Source organism: Microbacterium sp. LS_15 (genome assembly GCF_041954735.1).
Taxonomy (GTDB): Bacteria; Actinomycetota; Actinomycetes; order Actinomycetales; family Microbacteriaceae; genus Microbacterium.
In genome coordinates this window covers 83024-109746 of the sequence record NZ_JAVAYD010000011.1, presented here as the reverse complement: position 1 = coordinate 109746, position 26723 = coordinate 83024, and the positions used below count along the sequence as shown (strand labels likewise).

Genomic DNA, 26723 nt, shown 5'->3' with positions numbered 1-26723 from the left:
GGGGTCGTCGGCGGCGTCAGATGTGGAGAAGGGACAGGTGGGGAGTGACCTCGCGGCGTTCGGGGAGCACGATCGGGTGCGAGCCCGCCATGACCTCGAGCACGCGGATGACCTGGCAGGAGTAGCCGTACTCGTTGTCGTACCAGACGTACAGCACAACGTCCTGCTCGTTCGCGATGGTCGCGAGTCCGTCGACGATGCCCGCCCGATGGGATCCGACGAAGTCCGTCGAGACGACCTCGGGGCTCTCCACGTAGTCGATCTGCTGACGCAGCTTGGAGTGCAGGGAGACACGGCGCAGGTAGTCGTTGAGCTCGTCCTTGACCGCCGGGCGTTCGAGCGTGAGGTGCAGCACCGCGAGCGAGACGTCGGGCGTGGGCACGCGGATGGCCGATCCGGTGAGCTTGCCCTCGAGCTCGGGCAGAGCACGGGCCACGGCCTTGGCCGCGCCGGTCTCGGTGATGACCATGTTGAGCACCGCCGAGCGTCCGCGGCGGTCGCCGCTGTGGAAGTTGTCGATGAGGTTCTGGTCGTTGGTGAACGAGTGCACGGTCTCGACGTGTCCTCGGACGATGCCGTAGGCCTCGTCGACCGCCTTGAGCACCGGGGTGATGGCGTTGGTGGTGCAGGAGGCCGCCGTGACGATCCGGTCGTCGGGCGTAAGCGTCTGGTCGTTGATGCCGTGCACGATGTTCTTCAGCGCGCCCTTGCCCGGCGCGGTGAGCAGCACCCGTGCGACGCCGGTCGACTCGAGGTGGCGGCTGAGGCCGGCCTCGTCGCGCCAGCGCCCCGTGTTGTCGACGACGATCGCATCCCGGATGCCGTGGGCGGTGTAGTCGATCGATGCGGGGTCGTCGGAGTAGATCACCTGGATGCGGGTGCCGTTCGCGATGATCTGCTCGGCCTCCTCGTCGACGGTGACGGATCCCGCGAAGCGTCCGTGCACGGAGTCGCGCAGCAGCAGCGAGGCGCGCTTGACGAGGTCGTTCGCGGAGCCGCGGCGGACGACGATGGCCCGGAGCCGCAGTCCGCTTCCGCCTCCGGTGTGAGCGATGAGGATGCGGGCGAGCAGCCGACCGATGCGGCCGAAGCCGTACAGCACGACGTCGGTGGGCTCGGCGGCCGTCGCCCCGAACGCGGGGGCGAGCGCCTGAGCGAGGTGGTCGGCGAGCGGTGCTCCGCTGTCGCGGTGACCCTCGACGAGGCGCGCGACGTCGAGGGAGGACGCGCCGGGAGCCAGCGCGTGGATCGCCTCGATGACGGCGAGCGTGTCTTCGAGTGCGAGTTCTTCGTGTCCGAGCTGAGCGACGCGGTCGTGCACCTCGACGATGCCGGTCGCCGAGAGCCCCACGAGCCGGTGGCCGTGCAGCGAGGTGACCACGTCGCCGTCGCGCTTGAGTGCGCCGATGAGCGGGATCATCCGCTCGGCGAGCTCTTCGCGGGCCGTCCAGGCGTCGTGGGGTGCGGCGGTGTCGTTCATCTGCGTCCTTGCATGTGTGAGCGCGCCGAGGTCGCCGGCGCGCGGGTTTGCCGGGTGAGCTTCGGGGGATGCCACCAGGGTACGCGGCGCGCGACGGCGCGAGGAAATCGGGAGGGCGCCGAGCGCGGCGACGGTCTCGCCGGGCTCCGGCGCGGTGGCCCGCCTCAGACCGCGAGGCACAGCACGGCGACCCCTGCGGCCATCGCCCACGACTCGACGGCGAGCAGCGTGTCGGTGCGCCGGTCTGACGAGGGTTCGATCACGCGCTCCGACACAATCGTCCAGAGCACGACGCCGATGACCCCGATGATGCCGAGCACCGACAGCACCCCGGTGAACGCGGGGCCGTGGTCGTGCGCGCCCGCCGGGACGCTCGCGGGTGCGGCGGCCTGAGCCGCGACCGTGTCCCACAGGCAGATCGCGAGCACGAGCGACACCACGGCGCGGTGGAAGCACATCGGGGCGGAGCGCGAACCGCGGACCCCGATGGTGCCGACCATGGCCGAGAGCAGGAGGGCGACGCCGATCACCAGCCGCGGCAGCGTCTCACCGCCCGCGACGGCGAGCGCGAGGATCGACGCCGACCGCAGCAGGGCCATCTGCCGCGCCTGCCAGGGAACGCCCCTGCCCGCTGCGAGGCACGCCACGCCGGAGATCACGCCGGCGAGCGCCATCAACCACGGTGCCGCGGGGACGAGATGATCCACGGGGAGAGCCTAGTGGGACCCTCTCCCGCGCCCTCGGCCCGCGCTCTGGCGACGGGACGATCTCACGCCGTGAGCGCCGCGATCGCCACGCGCAGGATGCCGTCCGCGTCCGCGAGCGCGGCGCGCGCGGCATCCGGCTCCGCCCCCGTGGTGAGGATGAGGATGGCGAGCTTGACGGAGCCGTCGGCCGCGGCGAGCGCGGACGACGCCTGGCCGACGTCCGAGCCCGTGAGCTCGGTGACGGTGCGGATCGACCGCGCGTGCAGCTTCTCGTTCGTGGCGAGGAGGTCGACCATCACGCCGTGGTAGGTCTTGCCGAGGTTGATCATCGACAGGGTCGTGAGCATGTTCACGACCAGCTTCTGCGCCGTTCCCGACTTGAGGCGGGTTGACCCGGAGATGAACTCCGGGCCGGTGACGACCTCGATCGCGATGTCGGCGACCGCACCGATCGCCGAATCGGCGTTGGAGGCGATCGCGACGGTGAGCGCACCGATGCTGCGGGCGTACTCCAGTCCGCCGATGACGTAGGGGGTGCGCCCCGATGCGGAGATGCCGACCACGGTGTCGCGCTCGGTCAGGTGCAGGTCGCGGAGCGATTCGCCGGCCGCGCGGTCGTCGTCCTCCGCGTTCTCGACGGCGGAGCGGATCGCGGTCTCGCCGCCGGCGATCAGGCCGACCACCATCGAGGGATCGGTGCCGAAGGTGGGCGGGCACTCGCTCGCGTCGAGCACGCCGATGCGTCCTGCGGTGCCTGCGCCGATGTAGATGAGGCGGCCTCCGCGGCGGAACCGCGCGGTGATGCCGTCGACGGCGGCGGCGATCTCGGCGCTGCGGTCGGCGACGGCATCCGCCACCCGCCGGTCTTCGGCGTTCATGCGGCGCACGAGCTCGGCGGTGCCGAGGAGGTCGAGGTCGCCTCGTTCGGTCGTCGACGCCTCGGTGCCGAGGGTGGACAGCTCGTCGAGCAGAGCGGACAGTCGCTGGTCTTCAGTGGGCACGGTGTGCGGACCTCTCGGGGATGGGGTGCGGGAGGCTTCGAGAGCCTCGGGTGCGGCGCTCGCGCGCTCTGGTTCTGCCGGTTCTCCTTCAGCCGGCACGGTGCACGTACCTCTCGTGCGGGAGCGGGGCTCCGGGGTCTGCGCGTCGGGCGATGAGCAGCGCGCCGTCGAGGGCGTCGCCCGCGGCAACCAGGGGTTCGCGACCGGCGTCGCGAAGGGCTCCGCCGAGGAGCTCTCGGAACCAGGGGTGCTGGGTGAGTCCGCCGTGCAGGGCCACGGCGGTGGTGTGCGCGGCAGCCGCGACGGCGGAGTCGACGAGGAGGCGCGCCCCCTCGTCGGCGACCGCACGTGCGACGGGGTCGCCGTCGGCGGCGGCGTCGAGCACGAGGGGCGCGAGGGTCGCGAGCCTGCGGGCGAGCGGCGAGTCCTGCGCGAGCCACTGCTGGAGCGCCTCGATCGGACCGATCGCCGCGGCGACACGGGCGGAGAGGATGGTGGGGGCGACGAGTCCGGCGGAGGCGCGGAGCACGGCGCGCAGGGCTTCGCGGCCGAACCACGATCCGCTGCCGAAGTCGCCGACCTCCGGTCCCCATCCGTCGACGAGCCGGATGCCGTCTGCGTCGACGCCGAGGGCCGCAGCTCCCGTGCCGGCGATCAGGAGCACGCCCTCTCCCCCGTCGAGGGCACCGACGTGCGCCGAGACGACGTCGGACGTGACGGCGACCGGGACGCCGAGCAGGGCATGCAGTCGCTGCGCCAGCTCGGATGCCGCGGCGGGTGCGGCCCAGGCACCAGCGGCACCGACGGAGACGGCTTCGTAGCCGGCGATGCCGGAGGTCAGCGGGAGGATGGCGGCGAGCGCGGCGTCGATCCCGCCGGCGGCAGCGAGTCCCGGCGAGCCGATGCCTTCGACCGCGGCGCGGCGCTCGGGTCCGGAGACCACGACACGGCAGCGCGACTTGCCGAGGTCGACGACGAGCACGGAGGGGTCAGGCATGAAAATAGTGTACGCATAAGCACTAGATCGTGAAAGAATTGTTCACGAATCGGACGTCGGAGAGACATGAGCATTCAGACGCGCATCGCGGGAGCGGCGGAGACGCTGCCCCCTTCCCTCGCGCGCATCGCGCGTGCCGTGAGCGACAATCCCGGGATCGTCGTCGACAGCACCATCACCGAGCTCGCGGCGATCTGCGAGACCTCCGTCGCATCGGTCGTGCGATTCTGCCGCTCTGTGGACGTCGACGGATACGCGGCGCTGCGCATGGCTCTGGCCGCCGAACTCGGGCGCGAGTCGGTGCAGTTCAGCGCTTCGACGGGGTTCGGCTCGGAGATCTCCCTCGACGATTCGCTGCGGGAGGCGACCGCGAAGGTCGCCGCTCTCGAGGTGCTGGCGATCGAGGAGACGATCGCCGGCCTCGACGACGAGCGGCTGGACGAGGCGGTGGCCGCCCTCGACGGCGCCCAGCGGATCCTCCTCTTCGGCATCGGTGCCAGCGGACTGGTCGCCGCGGACTTCGGGCAGAAGCTGCTGCGCATCGGGCGCGCGGCGGTCATCCTCACCGACGCACATGTGGCGAGCGCGGCGGCCGCCCTCTCCGCCGACGACACGATCGCGGTGGGCATCTCGCAGTCCGGCACGACGATCGAGACCCAGCGCTTCCTGGAAGCCGCGCGCGGCGCCGGCACGAAGACCATCGCGATCACCGGTGTCGCGGATTCGACCGTCGCGGCGTCCGGCGACGTCGTGCTGCTCACGCACGCGAGGGAGCCGCGCCTCCGCGCCGGGGCGATGGTCAGCAGGATCGCGCAGCTCGCGCTCGTCGACTGCCTCTTCGTCGGGGTCGCACGTCGCCGCAGAGCGGATGCCGTCGAGGCGCTGCAGCGCACGGCCGAGGCGACCCAGGTGCTGCGCGCGGAGTGAGCCGCGCGGCGCGACGGCACGGCATCCTCCCGCGCGCGCGGATCTCGCGTCGGCGGGGTCTCAGCTCTGTCACTGACGCTCGTGCCGATGCGTGCCGACGGAGCCGGCCGTGCGGAGGAACACGATGATCCAGCTGAAGATGAGCACGGCGGCGATCAGCTCGACGGCCGTGAGGTTGTAGTAGCCGACCGCGAAGAAGGCGGCGAGGAGCACGATCACGAGCACGTAGGCCCAGCCGAAGGCGACGAACACTCGCGGGATGCTTCGAAGGGACCAGGGCAGCCCGATCACGACCACGGCGAAGACCACAGCCATCCCGGTGGCGACCGTGTTGTGGAGGAGGAAGAACTCGTCGACCGGGAAGATGCCCACGCACGCGAGGAAGATCCCGACGAGGATCAGCCCGGTGCGCACGATGAGGCGTCCCCGTCGGTCGATCGGATCGTCGACGGGCAGCCCGGCCGTCGCGTAGCGGGCGATCGTCGTGACCATGACTCCCGCGATGATCAGCGTGACATTGAAGGCGATCGAGGCGCTGTTCGTGCTCATGCCGAGCGCGGAGAGGTTGTCGCGCCACCAGTGCACGTCGCTGGAGGCGAGCATGCTCGCGAACGCTCCGACCACGAGGAAGACGGCGAGGACGAGCGACAGGACCATCGGGGTCAGGGCCACGGCGCTGAGGAAGGCCACATAGGCGGTGAGCCCGAAAGCGACGGCGACGAGCACCGCGCCGGGGAAGGCGAAGACGGGCGCGTCGGTGAAGCTCCGCTCGAGCAGTTCGGCGATCCCCAGCCAGCCCAGGTAGGCGATGGCCGCGTGGGCGAAAGCGATCGCGGCGAGGTCGTACCACCGCAGCCGGTCGCCCGGCACGCTGAACCCGTCGCGGAGGCCGTCGACGCTCGGCTCGTCGGGGCGGACCGCGAGGCGGCCTACGGCGAAGGCGAGCGCAGCGGTGATCGCTCCGCCGTAAGCGACGAACGCCCCGATCGAGCCCGGGCCGCTGATGGGGAGCTCCCGCCCCCAGAACACCGGGAAGGCGACGAGGAATCCGACGGCGAGCACGACCGCACCGACGATGAGGGCGGTGGCCTCGAAGACGGCATCCGAGGTGGCAGGTCCGCGCAGCTGGCCCAGCACTCCGGCGATCGCGTCGCGGATCCGGCGGAGCGCGCCCGTCCCGTCCCTCCCGTCGGCTGTCCCTGCTGCGTGTCCGCGCGCCGTGCCGGCTGCGTCGTCGCCCTCCGCGAATCGCATGCTGCCTCCTGCGGACAGCTTAGGACCGGGTCGCGGCACGCCCCCGAGGCTGGGCCGTGTGCGCCGCAGTAGCCTGGGGAGGTGACCGAGATCGTTCCCGCCCGCGCCGTCCTGCTCGACATGGACGGCACCCTCGTCGACTCGACCGCCGTCGTGGAGAGGCTCTGGCTCGCGTGGGCGGAGCCGCACGGCCTCGACCCGGCGACCGTGCTGAGCGTCGTCCACGGGCGGCAGGGTCATCAGAGCATGGCGATCATGCTTCCCGAGCGCGATCACGCGGTGAACCTGGTCGAGAACGAGCGGATGCTGGCGACCGAGGCGAGCGACGTCGACGGCGTCGTGGAGATCCGCGGGGCCGGCGACCTGCTGAGAGCGCTCGCGGACGTGCCGCATGCGATCGTGACCTCGGCCAACGTGCCCCTGATGAACGCGCGGATGGGCGAAGCGGGGCTCACGGTCCCTCAGCTCGTCGTGACGGCGGAGAGCGTCTCGGCCTCGAAGCCCGATCCCGAGGGGTTCCTGCTGGGCGCGAAGCTGTTGGGCGTCGACCCGGCGGACTGCGTGGTGTTCGAGGATTCCGGCGCCGGCATCCAGGCCGCGCACGCGGCGGGCATGCGCGTGATCGGGATCGGCGCGCACGCCGCGGCCCACGCCCCCGAGTACCAGGTCGCCGACCTCACGCAGGTCTCCGTGCGAGCGGGAGCCGACGGAGGGTTCGAACTCGTCGTGGAGTGAGACTGCGGCTGTCCGGATGCATGGTCTCCGCGCTGCATTCCAGGGTTCCGGAGTACTTCATCTGATCGTCCGATTTCAGCGCTGATCTGGGTCTCGAATGTCGGTGGTCGCTGATTCAGTGGGGGTATGACAGCACTGGCGGACGCGACGGTCGAGCAGGTGGCGGCCGTGGGCGCGCTCACCGGAACGCTCGTGGCCGTCGGCCGCGCGATCAGCTCCCTGATGGCCTGCCGCGACGGGCTCCTCGCCTCCGGTGCGCGGATCGCGCTCGAGACCGTTCAGGGTGCCGCGGAGCGCGATGACAGCCGGGCCCACGATCTCGGCGAGATGGCAGTGCGCGCCGTGGCAGCGGAGTTCGCTGCCGCGCTGCACGTCAGCGATCGCACCGTGCAGCGCCGCATGGCCGACGCCGAGCTGCTCGTTCTTCAGTTCCCCGTGCTGTGGCAGGCACAGGGAGACGGGCGGGTGAGCGCCGCACACTCGAGGGTGATCATCGACGCGGGGCTGCACCTCGACGACGCCGACGATCGCGACGCCTACACCGCAGAGATGCTCGAGTGGACGCAGACCGAGTCACCGAACCGCCTGGCCCGCCGCGCTCGACGCGTGGCCGACCGACTCCAGCGCCGCACCATCGATGAGCGTCACCAGAGCGCCCGCGAACAGCGCGCGGTCTGGGTGAAGGATCGGGCCGACGGGATGGCCGAACTCGGACTCCTCGGGCCGGCCGCCCTCGTTCACGGCGCCTACGACCGCATCACTGCGATGGCGAGGTCCGTCGTACGCGAGCAGAAAGAGCGCACCACCTCGGCGGCGGAGCGCACGACCCCGGCGGCGGGGCACACGACGCCGGCTGCGGAGCACACGACCCCCACGACCGCGGCTCCAGACGCCGGGCGCGATGGCGCGAGCGCTCCGTTCTCGTTCGGCTCGGTTCGCGATTCGTTCGGGATCCCTCGGGTCAGCGAGCCCGCGCCCAGGACGCTCGCTCAGATCCGGTGCGATCTGGCACTCGACCTCGTCCTCACAGGGGCGCCGGCCGGTCACGATTCCGCCGACGGGATCCTCGCGGCGATCGCCGGATCGGTGAGTGTCACGGTTCCCGTGCAGACGTTGATGGGGACGAGCACGATGCCGGCGGAGCTCGACGGACGCGTTCCGATCGACACCGCCACCGCGCGACAGCTCGCCGGCGGCGCGAGCGGATGGGATCGGATCCTCACTCACCCCGTCAGCGGTCGACTCCTCGCCGTCGACCGGTACCGTCCGTCAGCGGAGCTGAGACGGCATCTCAGAGCGCGCGATCAACGCTGTCGGTTCCCCGGGTGCGGTCAGCTGCCTCGCGAGTGCGACGTCGACCACACGCAGGATCATGCGCTCGGCGGCTCCACCCATGCGGGCAACCTCGGCACTCTCTGCCGCCGTCACCACCGCCTCAAACATCACACGCCCTGGCACGTCGAGCACCTCGGCGACGGTGTGTACGCGTGGACCAGCCCCACCGGGCGCACCTACCTCGACGCTCCTCCCGCACAGAACACGGACACGCGCCTGGAAGCGCAGACGAACACGGACACGCGCACGGACACGGACATGCGCGTGGACACGGCCACGAACACCCGTGGCTCGACACCACCGAGGGCGGCCCCTCCGTTCTGACACCTCGACCGTTCTGACACCTCGACCGTTCTGACAGCTCGACGTCATGGTGCTGCTGCGAACGGTGTCACTCGGTCGCGCGCTGCCCTCAGACCAGCGCGAAGTCCTCGAAGATCAGCGTCGTCCTCGTCGACCGGATCGACGGGATCGCCTGGATGTCCTCGAGCACGATCCGCCGCAGGTCGCGCGCATCGTTGGCGCGAACGAGGAGGATCACGTCGAAGTCGCCGCCGACGAGCGCCATGTGCTCGATCTCGGGGATGGCGCGCAGCCGCGCGCTGACGTCCTGCCACGTCGCCTGCTCGATCGCCAGTGTCACGTACGCGCTGGCGTGATGCCCGAGCAGCACCGGATCGGTCCGCACCGTGTAACCGGTCACGACTCCGGCATCCGTCAGCCGCTTGATCCGCGCGTGTGCGCCCGCCCGCGAGATGTGCACCGCGTCGGCGATCGCCGTCATCGACACCCGCGCGTCTCGGCGCAGCTCATCGAGGATCGCGCGATCGACGTCGTCCAGCGTTGTCATGGCACCCCTTCATCCTGTGCTCGAATTCTGACACTTCGCGCGCGTGGAGGGCAATCATCGAGCAGTCATCCACGAATAGCCTCATCCTCTTGGACGACTGCGCATCGCAATGCATCCTTTCTTCATCGGGTTCGGCAAGGAGGGCGAACGGATGAATCACGCAGAACTGCTCCCGCGCGACGAGGCGGTGCAGCTGATCGACGCGACGGGCCGACCGGTCGCCGACGACGGTTACCCGCTGCCCGACGACGGGGCGCTCCTCACCGCCTACCGCGGACTGGTCGAGGGCCGCCGCATCAACGACCAGGCCAGCGCCCTCGTGCGTCAGGGGCGGCTCGCCGTGTACCCGTCCTCACACGGGCAGGAGGCCTGCCAGATCGGCGCCGCACTCGCGCTGCGCGACGCCGACTGGCTCTTCCCCACCTACCGCGACTCCGTGGCAGTGATCGCTCGGGGCGTGGCACCCGCCGAAGCGATGGTCCTGCTCAAGGGCGATTGGCATTCCGGCTATGACGTCCGCGCTCATCGCGTCGCACCCCAGGCCACGCCGCTCGCCACCCAGCTGCTGCACGCGGTCGGCTTCGCCTACGCCGCCGCGCAGCGCGGCGAAGACACCGTCGTGCTCGCTCTCTGCGGCGACGGTGCGACCAGCGAGGGCGACTTCCACGAAGCCCTGAACTTCGCCGCCGTCTTCCACGCGCCGGTGGTGTTCTTCGTGCAGAACAACGAGTTCGCGATCTCCGTGCCCCTGAGCCGCCAGACCGCAGCGCCCTCGCTCGCGCACAAGGCGATCGGATACGGGATGCCGGGGCGCCGCGTCGACGGCAACGACGTCGCCGCCGTCCTGTCTGTGCTCGGCGAGGCCGTCGACCGCGCCAGGACCGGCGGCGGCCCCACCCTCGTCGAAGCGCACACCTACCGGATGCAGGCCCACACCAACGCCGACGACGACACCCGCTACCGCGAGCGCGAGGAGGTGCAGGCCTGGGTCGCGCGAGACCCGCTCACCCGCCTGCGCACCCACCTCACCGCGAGCGGAGCGCTGACCGACGAGCTCGAGAACGAGATCTCGGCGGGAGCGGAGGAGATCGCCGCGGCCATGCGCTCCGCGCTCAACACCGACACCGACCTCGACCCCGAAGACCTGTTCCGCTTCGTCACCACCGAACGCTCGCCCCAGCTGCAGGAGCAGTGGCACCAGCTGCGCGAGGAGATCGAACGCGACGCGCTCGGAGACGACCAGGAGACCCACTCCGCAGGAGGCGTGCGATGACCATCACCCACGACCGCATCGACGTCGACACCCCGGCATCGACCGTCCAGACGCTCACCATGGCGGCCGCCCTCAACCTCGCCCTCGCCGACGCCATCGCCGAGGATCCGGCAGTGGTCGTGTTCGGCGAAGACGTCGGCGCCCTCGGCGGAGTCTTCCGCATCACCGACGGACTGACCGCCCGCTTCGGCGAAGACCGCTGCTTCGACACCCCGCTCGCAGAGTCCGGCATCGTCGGCACCGCGGTCGGCATGGCCATGAACGGCCTCCGTCCGGTCGTCGAGCTGCAGTTCGACGCGTTCGCGCTCCCCGCCTTCGAGCAGATCGTCAGCCACGTCGCGAAGCTCTCCAACCGCACGCGCGGTGGCATCCGCATGCCGATGGTCATCCGCATCCCCTTCGGCGGAGGCATCGGCGGCGTCGAGCACCACTGCGACTCGTCCGAGGCGTACTACGCGCACACGCCAGGACTCACGGTGGTGAGCCCCGCCACACCCCAGGACGCCTACTCGCTGCTCCGCGCCGCGATCGCGTCGCCCGACCCCGTCGTCTTCCTCGAACCGAAGAAGCTGTACTGGACCAAGGGCGAGGTCGACACCGACGTGACCGTCGACATCGGCTCCGCCCGCATCGCGCGCGACGGCACCGACGTCACGCTGATCGCCTACGGCGCATCCGTCCCGCTCGCCCTCGACGCCGCCGAGGCCGCGGCCGTGGAAGGACGCAGCGTCCAGGTCGTCGACGTGCGGTCGCTCACGCCCTTCGACGACGAGACCGTCACCGCCGCCGTGCGCTCGACGGGACGCGCTGTCGTGATCGCCGAGGCCCCCGGCTTCGCGAGCGTCGCCTCCGAGATCCAGGCCCGCGTGTTCGAGCGCTGCTTCGAGTACCTCGAAGCCCCGGTGCGCCGCGTCACCGGCTTCGACACCCCGTACGCACCGCCGAAGCTCGAGCACTGGTATCTGCCGGACGTCGACAGGATCCTGGATGCCGTCGACTCGCTGCACTGGGAGGACCGACCGTGAGCACCGGCACCCGCACCCCGACCACGACCGCCCCCGCCTCGCGGACCTTTTGTCTGCCCGACCTCGGAGAAGGACTCACCGAAGCCGGACTCGTGCAGTGGCTCGTCTCCGTCGGAGACAGCATCGTCACCGACCAGCCGATCGCCGAGGTCGAGACGGCGAAGAGCATCGTCGAACTGCCCTCGCCCTATGCCGGAGTCGTGACCGCCCTCCACGGAGCAGCAGGCGACACCATCGACGTCGGCGCGCCCGTGCTCGACGTCGCGGAAGAGGGCGGAGCCGAGCAGGGCGAGAAGAAGACGGATGCCGAGGGCGCCCGCCCCACCCCCTCCGTCGAGCACGACACGTACCGCGCGGAGGAGCGCGCCGGGTCGGGGAACGTCCTGATCGGCTACGGCACGTCGGGACGCGCGACGTCGGGACGTCGGCGCCGTCCGGCCACGGTGAGTGAGCGGCGACAGACCGCGAGCGTCGAGGTGGACACTCCGACCGAGCCGTCCGCCCGCAGGCCCGTCGCCGTGCGCTCCCCTCTCGTGCGACGCCTCGCTCGCGACCTCGGCCTCGATGTGCACGCGATCGTCCCCACAGGTCCGGATGGCGCCATCACCCGCGCCGACGTCCTCGCCGCGGCGGTCGACAGCGCCGTGGACGGGATCGGGAAGGACCCGGATCGAGCGAGTCCCGCCACTACCGGCACACCGGGCGACCGCGAGCACCCGACCGTCGACGGCCTCGCCATCCGCTCACGGGAACGCCTGTCACCGCTCCGCAGAGCACTGAGCGCGCGACTTTCGCGCAGCCGCTCCGAGATCCCCGAGGCGACCGTCTGGGTGGACGTCGATGCGACCGACCTCTGGAACCTCCGCGCCGACATGGCACCCGCAGGGGGCAAGGCGCCGTCGATCACGGCGATCCTCGCCCGCTTCGTGCTGCTGGCCCTCGCGGAGCATCCGGTCCTGGCCTCGCGCCTCAGCGACGACGGATCGGAGCTGCTCTCCTTCGAGGGCGTCAACCTCGGCGTCGCCGTCGACACCGACCGGGGACTCCTCGTTCCAGTCGTGCCGAGCGCGCACACGTGCAGCGTCGAGGAGCTCGACTCCGCACTGCGCGAGCTGTCGGCCACGGCCCGCGACGGACGCATGCCTCCGGAGCGACTCCGCGGCTCGACCTTCACGCTCAACAACTACGGCGGTCTGGGCGTCGACGGATCGGCCGCGATCATCAATCACCCCGAGGTCGCGATCCTCGGAATCGGCCGGATCATCGAGCGCCCCTGGGTGGTCGACGGCCAGATCGTGCCCCGGCGCATCGCCCAGCTCTCGCTCGTCTTCGACCACCGCGTCTGCGACGGCGGCTATGCGGCGAGTTTCCTCCGCCGCGTCACGGAACTGATCGAGCATCCGCTGCGCGCCTTCGGCCAGGTGTGAACCGCGGAGGGTCCGGACGCGACCCTCGCGGGCATCCGCACGTACGCCCGGATCCTCGATTTCGCTCTCGCCATGCGCTACGCTCGGCAATTACTGACCGATCGATCGGTTGGAAATGCAGAACAATGGAGTTCGCCATGACGTCAGCAGTCTCGGAACCGACCTCGACCCGACGGATGCCCGCCGAGGAACGCCGCGTGCTCGCGAGCACGCTCGTCGGCACGTCGATCGAGTGGTACGACTTCTTCATCTACGCGCAGGCAGCGGGTCTGGTCCTCGCTCCCCTCTTCCTCGCCCCGATCGCCGAGAGTAGCCCCGGCCTCGCCCAGGTGCTGTCGTTCGCGACGATCGGGATCTCGTTCCTCTTCCGCCCGCTCGGCGCGATCATCGCCGGACACCTCGGCGACAAGCTCGGCCGCAAGAGGATGCTGGTCTTCACCCTCATCCTCATGGGCCTCTCGACCTCCCTCATCGGCGTTCTGCCGACCTACGCCGCGATCGGGGTCGCCGCGCCGATACTCCTCATCGTCCTGCGCATCCTGCAGGGCTTCTCGGCGGGAGGCGAATGGGGCGGAGCCGCACTCATGGCCGTCGAGCACGCGCCGCGCGGGCGCCGCGGGCTCTTCGGCGCCTTCCCGCAGATCGGCGTCCCCGTCGGCATGATCCTCGCCACCGCGACGCTGTGGGTGCTCACGACCTCGATGTCGCCGGAAGCGTTCCTCGAGTGGGGCTGGCGCATCCCGTTCCTCCTGTCGATCGTGCTGATCGGCGTCGGCTACCTCATCCGCCGCGCCGTCGACGAGAGCCCGATCTTCGAGGAGCTCCAGCGGCGTCGCAAGGAGGCGTCAGCACCCCTCGGCATCCTGTTCCGCAAGAACACGAAGCAGGTCGTGCTCACCGCGCTCATCTTCATCGCGAACAACGCCGCCGGCTACCTCCTGATCGCCTTCTTCGCGACGTACGCGGTCACGGCTCTCGGCATGGAACGCCCTCCCGTGCTGCTCGCCACGACCCTCGCCTCGTTCGGATGGCTGATCTTCACCCTGTGGGGCGGGCACCTGTCCGATCGCCTCGGACGCGTGCGCACCTTCCAGATCGGCTACGTGGCGCTCGCGCTCTGGGCCGTGCCGATGTGGTTCCTCATCGACACGGCGAACATCTTCTGGTACTTCGTCGCCCTGTTCGTGATGACCTTCGCCCTCGGACTGTCCTACGGACCGCAGGCCGCGCTCTACGCGGAGATGTTCCCCGCGAACGTGCGCTACTCGGGCGTCTCGATCGGCTACGCTCTCGGCGCCATCCTCGGCGGAGCCTTCGCCCCCATGATCGCCGAAGCGCTGCTGAACCAGTTCCAGGCGGCATGGACCATCGGTCTCTACATCGCCATCGCCTCGGTGATCTCGCTCATCGCGGTGTCGCTGGTCAAGGAGACGAAGGGCGTCGACCTGCTCGGCTGATCCGACGCCGTCTCGGGCGACGCCCCCGTGTGCCATAATTACCATACGATCGGTCAGTAATTCGGTTCCGATCGCCGAGCCCGCCGCGACGACGCAGTCAGGAGATCGAGATGACGGACGCCTACCTCATCGGGGGAACCCGCACCCCGGTGGGTCGCTACGGCGGCGCACTGGCCACGGTCCGCCCCGACGACCTCGCGGCGATCGTGGTCGGCGAGGCCGTGCGGCGTGCGGGCATCGACGCGGCCCACGTCGACATCGACGAGGTCATCCTCGGTGCCGCGAACCAGGCGGGCGAGGACAACCGCAACGTCGCCCGCATGGCCGTGCTGCTGGCCGGGCTTCCCGACACGGTTCCCGGGATCACCGTGAACCGGCTGTGCGCGTCGGGCATGTCGGCGGTGACCATGGCGGCTCAGGCGATCCGCGCCGGCGACGCCGACCTGATCGTCGCCGGCGGGGTCGAGTCGATGACCCGTGCGCCCTGGGTGCAGGCCAAGCCCGAGAAGGCGTGGGCCAAGCCCGGAGCCGCCTACGACACCTCGATCGGGTGGCGGTTCCCGAACCCGCGTCTCGCCGCGCGCGACAAGGCGACGTTCACGATGCCCGAGACCGCCGAGGAGGTCGCGCGCCTCGACGGCATCGGACGGGAGGAGGCGGATGCGTTCGCCGTGCGTTCCCAGCAGCGCGCCGCGGCGGCGATCGCCGCCGGCCGGTTCGCGGACGAGATCGTCGGAGTGGAGGTCGGAGACGACCGCGTGCTCATCGACGAAGGACCGCGCCCCGACACGACGCTCGAAGCGCTCGCCCACCTGCGCCCCGTCGTGGCGGGCGGCACGGTCGTCACTGCCGGCAACTCCAGCTCTCTCAACGACGGGGCGTCTGCTCTCGTCGTCGCCAGCGGCGACGCCGTCGAGCGCTACGGGCTGGTGCCCCGCGCACGCATCGTCGTCGGCACGAGCGCGGCGCTCGCCCCCGAGGTCATGGGCCTCGGCCCCGTGCCGGCGACCGAGAAGGCCCTGCGCCGCTCCGGACTCCGGATCGACGACATCGGATCCGTGGAGGTGAACGAGGCGTTCGCCACGCAGTCGCTGGCCTGCATCCGCCGACTCGGACTCGACGAGGCGGTCGTGAACGCCGACGGCGGCGCGATCGCCCTCGGCCACCCGCTGGGCTCGTCCGGATCGCGGCTGCTCGTCACCCTGCTCGGTCGCATGGAGCGCGAGGGATCCCGCTACGGCCTCGCCACGATGTGCGTCGGCGTCGGCCAGGGCGCGGCCATGATCCTGGAGAAGGTCTGATGGCGTCCACCGCCGACGGCGACTCCCCTCTGCTCGTCGAACGCTCCGACGACCGGGTCGTCGCCACGCTCAACCGCCCCGACAAGCGCAACGCCATCGACCAGGCGACGATCGATGCCCTGCACGAGCTCTGCGCGGAACTGGAGGCGGAGCCGCGCACGCTCATCCTGACCGGCGCCGCCGGCGTCTTCGCCGCGGGCGCCGATATCGCGGAACTCCGCGAACGACGGGCCGCCGATGCGTTGCGCGGCATCAACGCATACGCCTTCATCCGCGTCGCCGAACTGCCCATGCCGGTGATCGCGGCGATCGACGGCTACGCCCTCGGCGGCGGCGCCGAGCTCGCGTACGCCGCAGACATCCGCATCGGCACGCCCAGCCTCGCGATCGGGAACCCGGAGACCGGACTCGGCATCCTCGCGGCGGCCGGAGCGAGCTGGCGACTCACGGAGATCGTCGGCGATGCACGCGCGACCGAACTGCTGCTCACCGGCCGCACCGTCACGGCCGAGGAAGCGCTGCGCATCGGCCTCGTCTCGTCGCTGCACGACAGTAGTGACCTGCTCACGGCGGCCCACGCGATCGCCGACCGCATCGCCCGGAACGATCGCGCAGCGACGGTCGCGACCAAACGTGTGTTCCGCGCACCGCGCGACCGGCATCCGTCCGTCGATCTCGAGGCGCAGGCGGAGCTGTTCGAGAGCCCCGAGAAGTTCCGGCGCATGACCGACTTCCTCGAACGCAGACGCAGGACGCACGAAGGAGAACGGGTATGACCGCCGCACGCGCAGACGTCGGAGTGCTCGGCGACGGACGCATGGGAGCAGGCGACACGCACGCCCCCGCACACGTCGGAGTGATCGGCGGCGGACGCATGGGCGCAGGTATCGCGCATGCGTTTCTTCTCGCCGGCTCGCACGTGACCGTCGTCGAACGTGACGAGGAGGCCGCGCGCGCGGCATCCGATCGTGTCGTGACCTCACTCGAGGCGTCGATCGCGCGCGGCTCCGCGAGCGAGACCTCCGAGGCGTATCGCGCGCGGTTCTCGTCCACGGCCGACATCGCCGGATTCGCCACGTGCGAGCTCGTCGTCGAGGCCGTGCCCGAGGACATCTCTCTCAAGGTCGACGCCCTCACCCGGGTCGAAGCGCAGATCGCCCCGGACGCGGCCATCGCCTCGAACACCTCGTCGATCTCGATCGACGAGCTGGCGGCGACCCTCGACCGCCCCGCGCGCTTCCTCGGGATGCACTTCTTCAACCCCGTGCCCGCCTCCACCCTCGTCGAGATCGTGCGGGGCGCGGCCACCGCTCCCCCGCTCGTCGACGCGGCCCGCGAATGGGTCCAGTCGATCGGCAAGACGCCCATCGTCGTCGCCGATGCCCCCGGCTTCGCGTCGTCGCGCCTCGGCGTCGCTCTGGGACTCGAGGCGATCCGCATGGTCGAGGAGGGCGTCGCCTCCCCCGACGACATCGACGCCGCCATGACGCTCGGCTACAAGCATCCGGTCGGGCCGTTGCGCCTCACCGACATCGTCGGGCTCGACGTGCGCCTCGGCATCGCCGAATACCTCGCCGCCCACCTCGGCGAGCGCTTCGCACCACCCGCCCTGCTGCGCCGTCTGGTCGCCGACGGGCACCTCGGCCGCAAGACCGGCCGCGGCTTCTACGAGTGGGACGAGTGATGAGCAGACGCGACGGACGACGACAGACCCGACGGAAGGACGAGAGATGACCGACATCCTGCCCAGCTACGTGCAGGGCGCGTGGTGGACCCCCACGGATGCGACCGACGCCGCAGAGGTCCGCGACGCGTCGACCGGCGAGGTCGTCACCCGCGTCTCGACCAGCGGACTCGACCTCGGCGCCGCCCTCGCGTACGCGCGGAGCACCGGTCAGGACTCCCTCGGCGGGCTCACCTTCCACCAGCGCGCCGTGCGGCTCAAGCATCTCGCCCTCGCGCTCACCGAGCGCAAGTCCGAGCTGTACGAGATCTCCAGCCGCACCGGCGCAACCTCGCAGGACTCCTGGGTGGACATCGACGGCGGTATCGGCGTGCTCTTCGCCTACTCCAGCAAGGGCCGCCGCGAGCTGCCGAACGCGAAGGTGTACGTCGACGGCCCCGTCGAGAACCTCTCCCGAGACGGGTCGTTCATCGGGCGGCACATATACACGCGCCTGCGTGGAGCGGCCGTGCAGCTCAATGCCTTCAACTTCCCCGTCTGGGGGTCGCTCGAGAAGTTCGCCCCCGCGTTCCTCGCCGGAGTCCCCACGGTCGTGAAGCCCGCGACGCCGACCGGCTACCTCACCGAGGCCATGGTGCGGATCATGGTCGAGTCCGGCCTGCTCCCCGAGGGATCGCTGCAGCTGGTCTCCGGCAGCGTGCCGACCCTGTTCGACGATCTGCGGCTCGGCGACCTCGTCGCCTTCACCGGTTCCGCCTCGACCGCCGAGCGCCTCCGCGCTCACGACGCCGTGCAGACGGGCGGCGTGCGGTTCACCAGCGAGACCGACTCGATCAACGCCTCGATCCTCGGAACCGATGCCGTCAGCGGCACCCCCGAGTTCGAGGCCTACGTGCGTCAGCTCGTCGCCGAGATGACGAGCAAGGCCGGACAGAAGTGCACCGCGATCCGCCGCGCGATCGTTCCGACGGAGCTCGTCGACGACGTGATCGGCGCCGTGCGCACCCGGCTCGCCGAGCGCATCGTCATCGGCGACCCCCGTGCCGAGGGCGTGACCATGGGCCCGCTCGCCTCCACCGCACAGCGTGACGAGGTGCTGCGTCAGGTCGAGCGTCTGCGCGCGGGCGGCGGCGAGCTCGTGGTCGGGTCGACCGACGCCCCGACCGTGCGCCGCGCCGACGGCAGTGAGGGCGCAGCTCCCGACGGAGCGTTCGTCTCGCCCATGCTCCTGCGCTTCCCTGATGCCGAGAGCGACGCCGTGAACGAGATCGAGGCGTTCGGCCCGGTGTCGAGCATCATCGGCTACGACTCGCTCGACGAGGCCAGCGCGCTGGTCGCCCGCGGCGGCGGCTCGCTCGTCACCAGCGTCGCCACGCACGACCCCGAGGTGGCCGTGACGCTGGCGTCGGGCATCGCCGCGTACAACGGCCGAGTCCTGTTCCTCGACCGCGACGACGCCCGCAGCTCGACCGGTCATGGCTCCCCGCTGCCGAACCTCGTCCACGGCGGGCCGGGCCGCGCCGGCGGCGGCGAGGAGCTGGGCGGCATCCGTGCCGTGCTGCACCACATGCAGCGCACCGCCGTGCAGGGGTCGCCCGCGATGATGACCGCCCTCACCGGAGTGTGGCACCAGGGTGCGGCAGCGCGTCCGTACCAGGACAGCGACGGCGTGCATCCGTTCCGCAAGTCTCTCGCCGAGCTGCATATCGGCGACCAGGTCGCCAGCGGCTCCCGCACCGTGACGCTCGACGACATCGAGACGTTCGCGGCGTTCACCGGCGACACCTTCTACGCCCACATGGACGAGGCCTCCGCCGCGGCCAACCCCTTCTTCCCCGGACGCGTGGCGCACGGATACCTGCTGGTGTCGTGGGCCGCCGGACTCTTCGTCGACCCCGCACCCGGCCCCGTGCTCGCGAACTCCGGCCTCGAGAACCTGCGGTTCGTGACGCCCGTGTCACCGGGCGATGAGATCCGCGTCGAACTCACCGCCAAGCAGATCACCCCTCGCGAGACCGACGAGTACGGCGAGGTGCGATGGGACGCCGTGCTCAAGAACCAGGATGACGAGATCGTCGCCACCTACGACGTGCTGACCCTCGTCGCGAAGGAGCGGGACGCAGCGTAGGCGGCGGCGGAGTACGAGGCGCAGTGCCGGTCTCTGCGGGCACGGCGCTGGGTCCCGGTCAGCGCTTGCCGGCGCTGTCGACGGTCAGCGCGTGCCAGCGCTGGGTTCCGGTCAGCGCTCGACGGCGCTGGTTCCCGGTCAGCGCTTGCGCAGACCGTCGAGCGCGATCGCGACCACGTCGTCGGCCAGGCGGTCGGCGCCCTCCCGCCCGCCGGGGCGGTACCACTCCACGATCGAGTTGATCATCCCGAACGTGAGACGCGACGCCACGCTCGCATCGATGTCGTCGCGCAGAGCCCCCTCGTCCTGCGCGTCCGTCACGAGCGCCGTGATCCGACGGTCGAAGGTGCGCCGACGTGACAGCGCCGTGCGCTCGACCTCGGTGTTGCCCCGCACCCGCAGCAGGAGGGTCACAGCAGGCAGCTGGTCGACGAGCACGTGCACCGCGCCCCTCAGCACCTGCTCCAGTCGGTCGGCCGCCGAGCTCGCCCCTGCCGTCGGCTCCTCGACCACAGCCTCGAGACTGCTCAGCGCCGAATCCAGCGCCCGATCGAGGATCTCGTCCTTCGAACCGAAGTGGTGGTAGATCGCGGACTTCGACAGCCCGAGGCGCTCGGCGAGCATGCCGATCGACGTCGCGTCGTATCCGTACTCGTTGAACGCGGCCACCGCGACGGCGAGGATCCCCTGCTGGTCGTAACCGGGGCGACCGCGTCGCGCACTCTGCATCTCGGACATCACGACTCAGTCTCCCACCCGCGGACCGATCAGGCGCGAAGCGCACGGCGCGCACACATCCAGACGTTCAGCGCAGGTCGTAGACCCGCTTGTACTTCCCCTCGCTGCGCGGCAGTGCGCCAGGCACACATCCAGACGTTCAGCGCAGGTCGTAGACCCGCTTGTACTTGCCCTCACTACGCGGCAGTGCGCCAGGCTCTTCGAGGCGCACGGCGACCGTCGACCCGATGAAGACCTTGATGCGCTGGGCGAGAACCTCCGCGGCGCTCTCGCACGTCTCGACCGACAGCTCGGGATGACGCTCGATGCGCACCGTGAGAGCATCCATCCGCCCGTCCTTGGTGAGTTCGAGGATGAAGTGCGGCGTCAGCTGCTCGATACCGAGCACGAGCTCCTCGATCTGCGTCGGGAAGAGATTGACGCCCCGCACGATGATCATGTCGTCGTTGCGCCCGGTGACCTTCTCCATGCGCCGCATCCCCGGCCGCGCTGTACCGGGGAGCAGCCGGGTGAGGTCGCGCGTGCGATACCGGATGACCGGGAAGGCCTCCTTCGTCAGAGACGTGAACACGAGTTCGCCGAGCTCGCCGTCGGGCAGCACGGCGCCGGTCTCGGCATCGATGACCTCGGGCAGGAAGTGGTCCTCCCACAGGTGCGGTCCGTCCTTGCCCTCCAGGCACTCGCTGCCAACCCCCGGACCCATGACCTCGCTCAGCCCGTAGATGTCGAGAGCGTCGATGTCGAGCCGCTGCTCGAGCTCGCGCCGCATCTCGTTCGTCCACGGCTCGGCTCCCAGCACCGCCACCTTCAGCGACGTCGACCGCGGATCGATGCCCTGCGCCACCATCGCATCGGCGATGGTCAGCAGGTAGCTGGGCGTGCACAGGATCGCATCCGGCTCGAAGTCCCGGATCAGCTGCACCTGCCGCGCGGTCTGCCCGCCCGAGACCGGGATGACGGTCGCACCGAGCGCCTCGATACCGGCGTGCGCGCCGAGGCCGCCCGTGAACAGCCCGTACCCGTAGGCGTTGTGCACCTTCATGCCGCGCCGGATACCGGCCGCGCGCAGCGACCGCGCCACCAGCGTGCCCCAGCGGTCGAGGTCGCCGGACGTGTACCCCACCACCGTGGGACGCCCCGTCGTTCCGCTGGACGCGTGGATGCGGGCGACGTCGCTCATCGGCACCGCGAACATGCCGAAGGGATAGGTCTCGCGCAGATCGGCCTTCGTCGTGAACGGCAGCCGCTGGACGTCCGCGAGCGTGCGGATGTCATCGGGATGCACGCCCGCCTCGTCGAAGGTGCGCCGGTAGTGCGGCACGTTGGTGTAGGCGTGCCGAACCGTCTGCTGCAGCCTGGCCAGCTGCAGCTGCTCGATCTCGGGACGGCTCATGCGCTCCTCGGCGTCGAGCTCATCCGCGGAGGGCGGACGGACGGAAGTCGCGGACGCGGATGATCCGGTGGCGGGTTCGGTCGTCATCGACATGAGTGCTCCGGGCGGGGATCAGAGGGACGGGTCAGAAGGTCTGCGAGGTGGTGCGCGAGCGCCCACGGAACTCGGCGACCGTGTCGCCGAGCTCATCGACGACGGTCACGTCGTAGATGCCGGAGCGCCCCGATCGGGAGCGTCGCACGGCGGTCGCGGTCAGGGTCTGACCGGCTGCCGTCGGCTTGAGGAACGAGATGTCGGCACCCGCGGCGACCGTCACCCGGTCGTCCTCGTTGCAGGCGATCGCGAACGCCGTGTCGGCGAGGGCGAACACGAACCCGCCGTGCGTGATGCGAAATCCGTTGGTCATGTCGTCGCGCACGAGCATCGACACGACCGCGTGACCGGGATCGTCGCACTCGACGACCAGGCCGAGGGATGCCGACGCGCGATCGCGCTGCATCATCGCCCGGTTCGGCGGCAGATCCGGTCCCGGGACGGGCGGTGCCCCTGCCGCGGTCTGCTCAGCGGTGCGCGTCTCTGCCATGTCGACCTCCTCGTCGAGTCGGATGCCGCAGCATCCGACCCGACCATACTAACTGAACGATCGGTTAGTAAAGAGGATTCTCCGGATTCGCGAGCACGCGGCGGGCCGCAGCCCGGGCCTCCTCCGCCCCGGATGCCGAGCACGCGGCCTCCGCCGCCCGACGGCAGTCCTCGTGCGTGACCGCCGCAAGCGCCGCCGCCACACGCCCCAGACCGCGGGACGACATCGAGAGAGACGTCACCCCGCATCCCACGAGCACCGGAGCCAGCGCCGGGTCGCCCGCGGCCTCTCCGCACACGCCCACCGGCTTGCCCGCGGCGCGGCCCGCCTGACCCACGGCGTGGATGAGCCGCAGCACGGCGGGCTGCCACGGGTCGTTGAGATCACCCAGCTCACCGAGAAGACGATCGGCGGCCATCGTGTACTGCACCAGGTCGTTCGTGCCGATGCTCACGAAATCGACGACGGCGAACAGCTCGGCGGCGAGGAGAGCCGCCGACGGCGTCTCGATCATGACGCCCACCCGCTCGAGGCCGGCCGAGCGACAGCGCTCGACGAAGCCCCGCGCCTCGGCGACGGTCGCCACCATGGGCGCCATCACCTCGACGTGCGCGGACTCCTGCCGAGCGGCGGCGGCAAGCGCCCGCAGCTGGTCGTCGAGCAGCTGCGGCGAACGCCGGGCGAGACGGAGCCCCCGCACACCGAGCGCGGGATTCTCCTCGGGCTGCGGATCGGTGAACGGCAGGGGCTTGTCGCTCCCGGCATCCAGCGTGCGCACGACCACGCGGCGCCCCGCGAACGGCCCGAGCACCGCGCGGTACGCGGCCACCTGCTCGTCGACGCTCGGCGCGTCACCGCGGTCGAGGAAGCAGAACTCGGTGCGGAACAGCCCGACCCCCTCAGCGCGGGCTGCGGCTGCGGTCTCCGCGTCGGCGGCGCCGCCCACGTTGGCGAGGAGCGGGAGCACTTCCCCGTCGGCGAGAGCGCCGCAACCGTCGAAGGCGATCACCGCGGATGCCGCACGCGCCGCTTCGACCACCTCGGCGGACGGCTCGACCTCGATCGTCCCCTGGTCGCCGTCGACGAGCACGACGGAGTCCGCCGGGATGCCGGTGGCTCCCGCTGCGGCGACCACCGCCGGCAGTCCGAGCGAGCGCGCGATGATCGCTGTGTGGGAGGTCGGACCGCCGTCCTCCGTGACGAGGGCGACGCAGTTGCCTCCATCGAGAGCCGCGGTGTCGGCCGGCGCGAGATCGCGTGCGACAAGCACGAACGGCTCGTCGCGCTCCGGCACGCCTGGCAGATCCACGTCGAGGATCTCGGCGATGATCCGGTCGCGGACGTCGAGCACGTCTGCGACCCGCTCGGCCATCCGGCCGCCGAGGGCCGCGAGCTGTCGCGCGTGCGCACTGCCCACCTCCCAGACAGCGCGGGGAGCGGTGCGGCCCTTCGCCTGGACGAGCGCGGTCGCCTCGGCGACCAGTTCGGGGTCGGAGGCCAGCAGACGCGACGCGTCGAGGATCGCCCGCGACTCACCGCTCGCAGCGTCGGTGCGACGGCGCAGCCGGTCGGCGACGGCGACCGCCGCCCACTCGATCGCCGACACCTCGGCGGCCCGGTCGGCCGGCCCGACGGTCACCGCACCGTCGGGTTCGACGAGCGGTTCGCCGAGCAGCACGACCGGCGCGGAGACGACGCCCGGACTCACACCCCGACCCCGCAGCACGGCCCCCGGAGCGACGGTCGTGGAGCTCGGGTCGGGCGCGGAGGTGGCGGAGACGGAGGACGAGGTGGCGGCGGACGAGGTGGCGGAGACGGAGGAATCGGACCTCGTGGACGCCGGCGGCTCGTCGGGTTCGGATGCGGACGAGGTGCCCTCCCCGAACCCGTCGTCGAACAGCGCAGCGACCCGGTCGAGTGCGGCCTCGGCCCCCGGACCGTCCGCCGTCAGCTCGACCTCATCGCCATGACGCGCCCCGAGCACGAGCAGGCGCGACAGACTCGCCGCCGAGGCCTCGGGGCCGTCGGGCAGCCGCCGCAGCCGCACGACCGCCCCGGCCGACGCGTCGGCGATCAGCGCGGCGGGACGCGCATGGATGCCGAGGGCGTTGCGCACCCGGACAGTGCGGCTGAATGCGGAGCGTCGGGAGTCCGAGCCCGGGGCCGCATCGGAGTCCGCGCCCGGCGCTGGGCCCGGCGCCGCGTCGGGGGCCGCGTCCGAGGCCGCGTCGGGGGCCGACGCGAGGTCGTCGCCCAGCTGCCCCGTCTTGGCGGCGAGCGCCCCCGCGGCTTCGGCGGCGACGGCATCCAACTCGCCCCCGGCCGACGCCGACACCACCGCGGCGAGCAGACCCTCGACGAAAGGCGCGGGCGCCAACCGCACGGGAACGTCGCTGGCGCGCAGCTCGAGCGCGAGCTCCGCGCTCAGCACGGCCGAGCCGAGATCCATGAGCACGAGCACGCCGTCGCAGTCCTCCGCGAGCTCGTCGATCGCCGCCGCGACGGCGACCGCGTCGGTGCCGAGCACGGGCGAGCCGTCGGCATCCGTCCCGGCTCCGGCTGCGACGCGCACCTGCGCGCCGCCCGAGGGGACCATCTGCAGGGCAAGCTCGAGGGCCGCCTCCCCGAGCCGAGCGCTGTGGGAGACGGCGACGACGCCGATCATCAGGACGAGCCGGCGATCGCGGCGGCCAGGGCGTCGAACAGGAGCGTCACCGACGCGGCGCCCGGATCGAGGTGACCGGCGCTCCGCTCCCCCAGGTAGCTCGCCCGCCCCTTGCGTGCGACGAGCGGGAGTGTGGCGTCTCGACCCGCAGCAGCGGCGGTGGCCGCCGCAGCCGCGGCATCGGCGAGTCCTGCACCGCGCGCGACACCCGCGTCGAGCGCATCCACGGCCGGAGACATCGCGTCGAACAGCGTCTTGTCGCCCGCTTCAGCCTTGCCACGGGCGACGATACCGTCGAGCCCCGCGCGCAGTGCGGCAGCGAGACCCGCGGCGTCGAGCTCTGTCACGGCGCCCGCCGTCATGCCCATCCGCAGGAACAGCGTGCCGTAGAGCGGGCCGCTCGCCCCTCCGACCGAGCTGACGAGGGTCATCCCCACGCTCTTGAGCAGCTCGTCCACGGTGGCGGGCGCACCGGCGTCGAGCTTCTCGACCACCGCTGCCATTCCCCGTGCCATGTTCGCCCCGTGGTCGGCGTCGCCGATCGCCGAGTCGAGTTCCGTGAGCCACTCGCGCTTCTCGGTGACCGCGTCGCGGAAGCGGGTGATCCAGTCGACGAGCGTCGCCGTGTCGATCGTGTCGGTCATCGGGTCACACCCCCCACCGGAGTCCGGGGGTGTTCGCCGGAGCGTCCCAGAGCCGCAGGAGCTCGTCGTCCGCGGCCAGCACCGTCACGGAGCACCCGGCCATGTCGAGGGAGGTGATGTAGTTGCCGACGAGGTTCCGCACGATCTGCACTCCCGCCTTCTCCAGCAGGGCGGCGACCTCGGCATACATCAGATACAGCTCGATCTGCGGCGTCGCCCCCATGCCGTTCACCATGACGATCGCGGGCCCGGTGCGGTCGAGGTCGGCGACGATCGGCTCGACCAGCTGACGGGCGATCTCGGATGCCGGGGCGAGGGGCTCGCGGTGACGACCGGGCTCGCCGTGGATGCCGATGCCGATCTCCATCTGATCGTCGGGCAGATCGAACGTCGGCTTGCCCGCGGCGGGGACGGTGCAACTGGTGAGCGCCATTCCCATCGAGCGCCCCTGCCCGTTGATGCGCCGGGCGAGGTCGACGACCGACGCGAGATCCTGGCCCTCCTCGGCGGCAGCGCCGACGAGCTTCTCGAGCAGCACGGTGAGACCGACGCCACGCCGGCCGGCGGTGTACAGCGAGTCCTGCACGGCGACGTCGTCGTCGACGATCACAGTGCCGACCTCGATGCCGTCCATCGACGCGAGCTCGGCTGCCATCTCGAAATTGAGCACGTCGCCGGTGTAGTTCTTCACGATGTGCAGCACTCCCGCGCCCCGGTCGACGGCCTTGGTCGCCGCCTGCACGCGGTCAGGTGTCGGCGAGGTGAAGATCTCGCCCGCGACGGCGGCGTCGAGCATGCCCTCGCCGACGAAGCCTCCGTGCAGCGGTTCGTGCCCGGAGCCACCGCCCGAGACCACTGCGACCTTGCCCTGCGCCTTGGGCGTCGCGCGGGTGATGACGTGCGTCTCGAGATCGACCGAGAGTTCGGGATGCGCGAGCGCCACTCCTCTCAGCGACTCGACGAGCACGTCTTCCGGAGCGTTGATGAGCTTCTTCATGGTGGATCTCCCTTGATCTCGGCCGCACGATCTTCCCGACAAAATCGGAAAGTTATTCGTCAATGTCGAATATGCTCGGGCAGAGTCCTCATGTCAAGGGAGAGGAGGACGGATGATCCAGG

General features: G+C 70.9%; 23 protein-coding genes and 1 pseudogene. 11 read left to right on the top strand and 13 right to left on the bottom strand.

Annotated features, from left to right (window positions below):
* Nucleotides 1-16: 16 nt before the first annotated feature.
* The 4 genes from RAC69_RS13590 to RAC69_RS13575 all read right to left on the bottom strand — a co-directional run bounded on the left by RAC69_RS13590 (nucleotide 17) and on the right by RAC69_RS13575 (nucleotide 4185).
* Nucleotides 17-1480 (bottom strand): glyceraldehyde-3-phosphate dehydrogenase, encoded by a 1464-nt coding sequence (locus RAC69_RS13590; protein WP_375087270.1) that lies wholly within the window; start codon nucleotides 1478-1480, stop codon nucleotides 17-19.
* Nucleotides 1481-1644: 164 nt separating this feature from the next.
* Nucleotides 1645-2187, bottom strand: coding sequence for a hypothetical protein (locus tag RAC69_RS13585; protein ID WP_375087269.1), 543 nt, complete (start codon nucleotides 2185-2187; stop codon nucleotides 1645-1647).
* Nucleotides 2188-2249: 62 nt separating this feature from the next.
* A complete protein-coding gene (murQ, locus tag RAC69_RS13580; protein WP_375087268.1) occupies nucleotides 2250-3188 on the bottom strand; it encodes an N-acetylmuramic acid 6-phosphate etherase in 939 nt (312 codons plus the stop codon).
* 88 nt (nucleotides 3189-3276) lie between these two features.
* Entirely contained in the window at nucleotides 3277-4185 is a 909-nt protein-coding gene (locus RAC69_RS13575) for an N-acetylglucosamine kinase (RefSeq protein ID WP_375087267.1), read from the bottom strand.
* A 66-nt stretch (nucleotides 4186-4251) separates the two neighbouring features.
* Here RAC69_RS13575 and RAC69_RS13570 point away from each other — a divergent pair, with 66 nt between their 5' ends.
* The gene (locus RAC69_RS13570) at nucleotides 4252-5112 is read left to right on the top strand and encodes a MurR/RpiR family transcriptional regulator (protein ID WP_375087266.1); all 861 of its coding nucleotides are present in this window, start codon (nucleotides 4252-4254) and stop codon (nucleotides 5110-5112) included.
* Nucleotides 5113-5181: 69 nt separating this feature from the next.
* Here RAC69_RS13570 and RAC69_RS13565 read toward each other — a convergent pair whose 3' ends face one another.
* Nucleotides 5182-6366, bottom strand: a complete 1185-nt coding sequence (locus RAC69_RS13565; RefSeq protein ID WP_375087265.1) for a DUF998 domain-containing protein — start codon at nucleotides 6364-6366, stop codon at nucleotides 5182-5184.
* 81 nt (nucleotides 6367-6447) lie between these two features.
* Here RAC69_RS13565 and RAC69_RS13560 point away from each other — a divergent pair, with 81 nt between their 5' ends.
* On the top strand, nucleotides 6448-7101 hold the full coding sequence (locus RAC69_RS13560; RefSeq protein WP_375087264.1) for an HAD-IA family hydrolase: 654 nt from the start codon (nucleotides 6448-6450) through the stop codon (nucleotides 7099-7101).
* A gap of 126 nt (nucleotides 7102-7227) precedes the next feature.
* Complete coding sequence (locus RAC69_RS13555; protein WP_375087263.1) at nucleotides 7228-8760, top strand: DUF222 domain-containing protein; 1533 nt, start codon at nucleotides 7228-7230, stop codon at nucleotides 8758-8760.
* An 88-nt stretch (nucleotides 8761-8848) separates the two neighbouring features.
* On the opposite strand, the gene RAC69_RS13550 is transcribed toward RAC69_RS13555, so the two are convergent.
* Entirely contained in the window at nucleotides 8849-9286 is a 438-nt protein-coding gene (locus tag RAC69_RS13550; RefSeq protein WP_375087262.1) for an Lrp/AsnC family transcriptional regulator, read from the bottom strand.
* 151 nt (nucleotides 9287-9437) lie between these two features.
* Between RAC69_RS13550 and pdhA the strand changes: the two genes are divergently transcribed.
* From pdhA to paaZ, 8 genes are all read left to right on the top strand, one after another.
* The gene (gene pdhA / locus RAC69_RS13545) at nucleotides 9438-10559 is read left to right on the top strand and encodes a pyruvate dehydrogenase (acetyl-transferring) E1 component subunit alpha (protein WP_375087261.1); all 1122 of its coding nucleotides are present in this window, start codon (nucleotides 9438-9440) and stop codon (nucleotides 10557-10559) included.
* On the top strand, nucleotides 10556-11584 hold the full coding sequence (locus RAC69_RS13540; protein ID WP_375087260.1) for an alpha-ketoacid dehydrogenase subunit beta: 1029 nt from the start codon (nucleotides 10556-10558) through the stop codon (nucleotides 11582-11584). Before pdhA ends, RAC69_RS13540 begins: the two co-directional genes overlap by 4 nt.
* Nucleotides 11581-13011, top strand: a complete 1431-nt coding sequence (locus tag RAC69_RS13535; RefSeq protein WP_375087259.1) for a dihydrolipoamide acetyltransferase family protein — start codon at nucleotides 11581-11583, stop codon at nucleotides 13009-13011. Before RAC69_RS13540 ends, RAC69_RS13535 begins: the two co-directional genes overlap by 4 nt.
* A gap of 137 nt (nucleotides 13012-13148) precedes the next feature.
* A complete protein-coding gene (locus RAC69_RS13530; RefSeq protein ID WP_375087258.1) occupies nucleotides 13149-14468 on the top strand; it encodes an MFS transporter in 1320 nt (439 codons plus the stop codon).
* Nucleotides 14469-14578: 110 nt separating this feature from the next.
* Nucleotides 14579-15769 (top strand): thiolase family protein, encoded by a 1191-nt coding sequence (locus RAC69_RS13525; RefSeq protein ID WP_375087257.1) that lies wholly within the window; start codon nucleotides 14579-14581, stop codon nucleotides 15767-15769.
* Nucleotides 15769-16545, top strand: coding sequence for an enoyl-CoA hydratase/isomerase family protein (locus RAC69_RS13520; RefSeq protein ID WP_375087256.1), 777 nt, complete (start codon nucleotides 15769-15771; stop codon nucleotides 16543-16545). Before RAC69_RS13525 ends, RAC69_RS13520 begins: the two co-directional genes overlap by 1 nt.
* Nucleotides 16546-16586: 41 nt before the next feature.
* Nucleotides 16587-17453: a 3-hydroxyacyl-CoA dehydrogenase family protein gene (locus RAC69_RS13515; protein ID WP_375087274.1), complete on the top strand. Its 867-nt coding sequence runs from the start codon at nucleotides 16587-16589 to the stop codon at nucleotides 17451-17453.
* 46 nt (nucleotides 17454-17499) lie between these two features.
* Nucleotides 17500-19581, top strand: a complete 2082-nt coding sequence (gene paaZ, locus RAC69_RS13510; RefSeq protein WP_375087255.1) for a phenylacetic acid degradation bifunctional protein PaaZ — start codon at nucleotides 17500-17502, stop codon at nucleotides 19579-19581.
* Nucleotides 19582-19719: 138 nt separating this feature from the next.
* Here paaZ and RAC69_RS13505 read toward each other — a convergent pair whose 3' ends face one another.
* From RAC69_RS13505 to dhaK, 7 genes and pseudogenes are all read right to left on the bottom strand, one after another.
* Nucleotides 19720-20319, bottom strand: coding sequence for a TetR/AcrR family transcriptional regulator (locus RAC69_RS13505; RefSeq protein ID WP_375087254.1), 600 nt, complete (start codon nucleotides 20317-20319; stop codon nucleotides 19720-19722).
* A gap of 139 nt (nucleotides 20320-20458) precedes the next feature.
* Nucleotides 20459-21799 (bottom strand): phenylacetate--CoA ligase PaaK, encoded by a 1341-nt coding sequence (gene paaK, locus RAC69_RS13500; protein ID WP_375087253.1) that lies wholly within the window; start codon nucleotides 21797-21799, stop codon nucleotides 20459-20461.
* A gap of 37 nt (nucleotides 21800-21836) precedes the next feature.
* Nucleotides 21837-22214, bottom strand: coding sequence for a hydroxyphenylacetyl-CoA thioesterase PaaI (gene paaI / locus RAC69_RS13495; protein ID WP_375087273.1), 378 nt, complete (start codon nucleotides 22212-22214; stop codon nucleotides 21837-21839).
* A 145-nt stretch (nucleotides 22215-22359) separates the two neighbouring features.
* A complete protein-coding gene (gene ptsP, locus RAC69_RS13490) occupies nucleotides 22360-24021 on the bottom strand; it encodes a phosphoenolpyruvate--protein phosphotransferase (RefSeq protein WP_375087272.1) in 1662 nt (553 codons plus the stop codon).
* 177 nt (nucleotides 24022-24198) lie between these two features.
* Nucleotides 24199-24960, bottom strand: a pseudogene (locus RAC69_RS13485) (HPr family phosphocarrier protein); the annotation flags it as partial.
* Nucleotides 24960-25604 (bottom strand): dihydroxyacetone kinase subunit DhaL, encoded by a 645-nt coding sequence (gene dhaL / locus RAC69_RS13480; RefSeq protein WP_341935132.1) that lies wholly within the window; start codon nucleotides 25602-25604, stop codon nucleotides 24960-24962. The gene dhaL and the pseudogene RAC69_RS13485, both read right to left, overlap by 1 nt.
* Before the next feature lie 4 nt (nucleotides 25605-25608).
* Nucleotides 25609-26601, bottom strand: coding sequence for a dihydroxyacetone kinase subunit DhaK (dhaK, locus tag RAC69_RS13475; protein WP_375087252.1), 993 nt, complete (start codon nucleotides 26599-26601; stop codon nucleotides 25609-25611).
* Nucleotides 26602-26723: the final 122 nt, after the last annotated feature.

What these genes read in the sequence shown, in the direction of transcription:
- pdhA (WP_375087261.1), top strand. Translation starts at nt 9,438, where the DNA reads ATGAATCACGCAGAACTGCTCCCGCGCGACGAGGCGGTGCAGCTGATC.
- dhaL (WP_341935132.1), bottom strand. Translation starts at nt 25,604, where the DNA reads ATGACCGACACGATCGACACGGCGACGCTCGTCGACTGGATCACCCGC.
- RAC69_RS13515 (WP_375087274.1), top strand. Translation starts at nt 16,587, where the DNA reads ATGGGAGCAGGCGACACGCACGCCCCCGCACACGTCGGAGTGATCGGC.
- RAC69_RS13525 (WP_375087257.1), top strand. Translation starts at nt 14,579, where the DNA reads ATGACGGACGCCTACCTCATCGGGGGAACCCGCACCCCGGTGGGTCGC.
- RAC69_RS13520 (WP_375087256.1), top strand. Translation starts at nt 15,769, where the DNA reads ATGGCGTCCACCGCCGACGGCGACTCCCCTCTGCTCGTCGAACGCTCC.
- RAC69_RS13565 (WP_375087265.1), bottom strand. Translation starts at nt 6,366, where the DNA reads ATGCGATTCGCGGAGGGCGACGACGCAGCCGGCACGGCGCGCGGACAC.
- RAC69_RS13555 (WP_375087263.1), top strand. Translation starts at nt 7,228, where the DNA reads ATGACAGCACTGGCGGACGCGACGGTCGAGCAGGTGGCGGCCGTGGGC.
- RAC69_RS13530 (WP_375087258.1), top strand. Translation starts at nt 13,149, where the DNA reads ATGACGTCAGCAGTCTCGGAACCGACCTCGACCCGACGGATGCCCGCC.
- RAC69_RS13590 (WP_375087270.1), bottom strand. Translation starts at nt 1,480, where the DNA reads ATGAACGACACCGCCGCACCCCACGACGCCTGGACGGCCCGCGAAGAG.
- RAC69_RS13505 (WP_375087254.1), bottom strand. Translation starts at nt 20,319, where the DNA reads ATGTCCGAGATGCAGAGTGCGCGACGCGGTCGCCCCGGTTACGACCAG.
- paaZ (WP_375087255.1), top strand. Translation starts at nt 17,500, where the DNA reads ATGACCGACATCCTGCCCAGCTACGTGCAGGGCGCGTGGTGGACCCCC.
- RAC69_RS13575 (WP_375087267.1), bottom strand. Translation starts at nt 4,185, where the DNA reads ATGCCTGACCCCTCCGTGCTCGTCGTCGACCTCGGCAAGTCGCGCTGC.
- RAC69_RS13540 (WP_375087260.1), top strand. Translation starts at nt 10,556, where the DNA reads ATGACCATCACCCACGACCGCATCGACGTCGACACCCCGGCATCGACC.
- RAC69_RS13550 (WP_375087262.1), bottom strand. Translation starts at nt 9,286, where the DNA reads ATGACAACGCTGGACGACGTCGATCGCGCGATCCTCGATGAGCTGCGC.
- paaI (WP_375087273.1), bottom strand. Translation starts at nt 22,214, where the DNA reads ATGATGCAGCGCGATCGCGCGTCGGCATCCCTCGGCCTGGTCGTCGAG.
- RAC69_RS13570 (WP_375087266.1), top strand. Translation starts at nt 4,252, where the DNA reads ATGAGCATTCAGACGCGCATCGCGGGAGCGGCGGAGACGCTGCCCCCT.
- paaK (WP_375087253.1), bottom strand. Translation starts at nt 21,799, where the DNA reads ATGACGACCGAACCCGCCACCGGATCATCCGCGTCCGCGACTTCCGTC.
- dhaK (WP_375087252.1), bottom strand. Translation starts at nt 26,601, where the DNA reads ATGAAGAAGCTCATCAACGCTCCGGAAGACGTGCTCGTCGAGTCGCTG.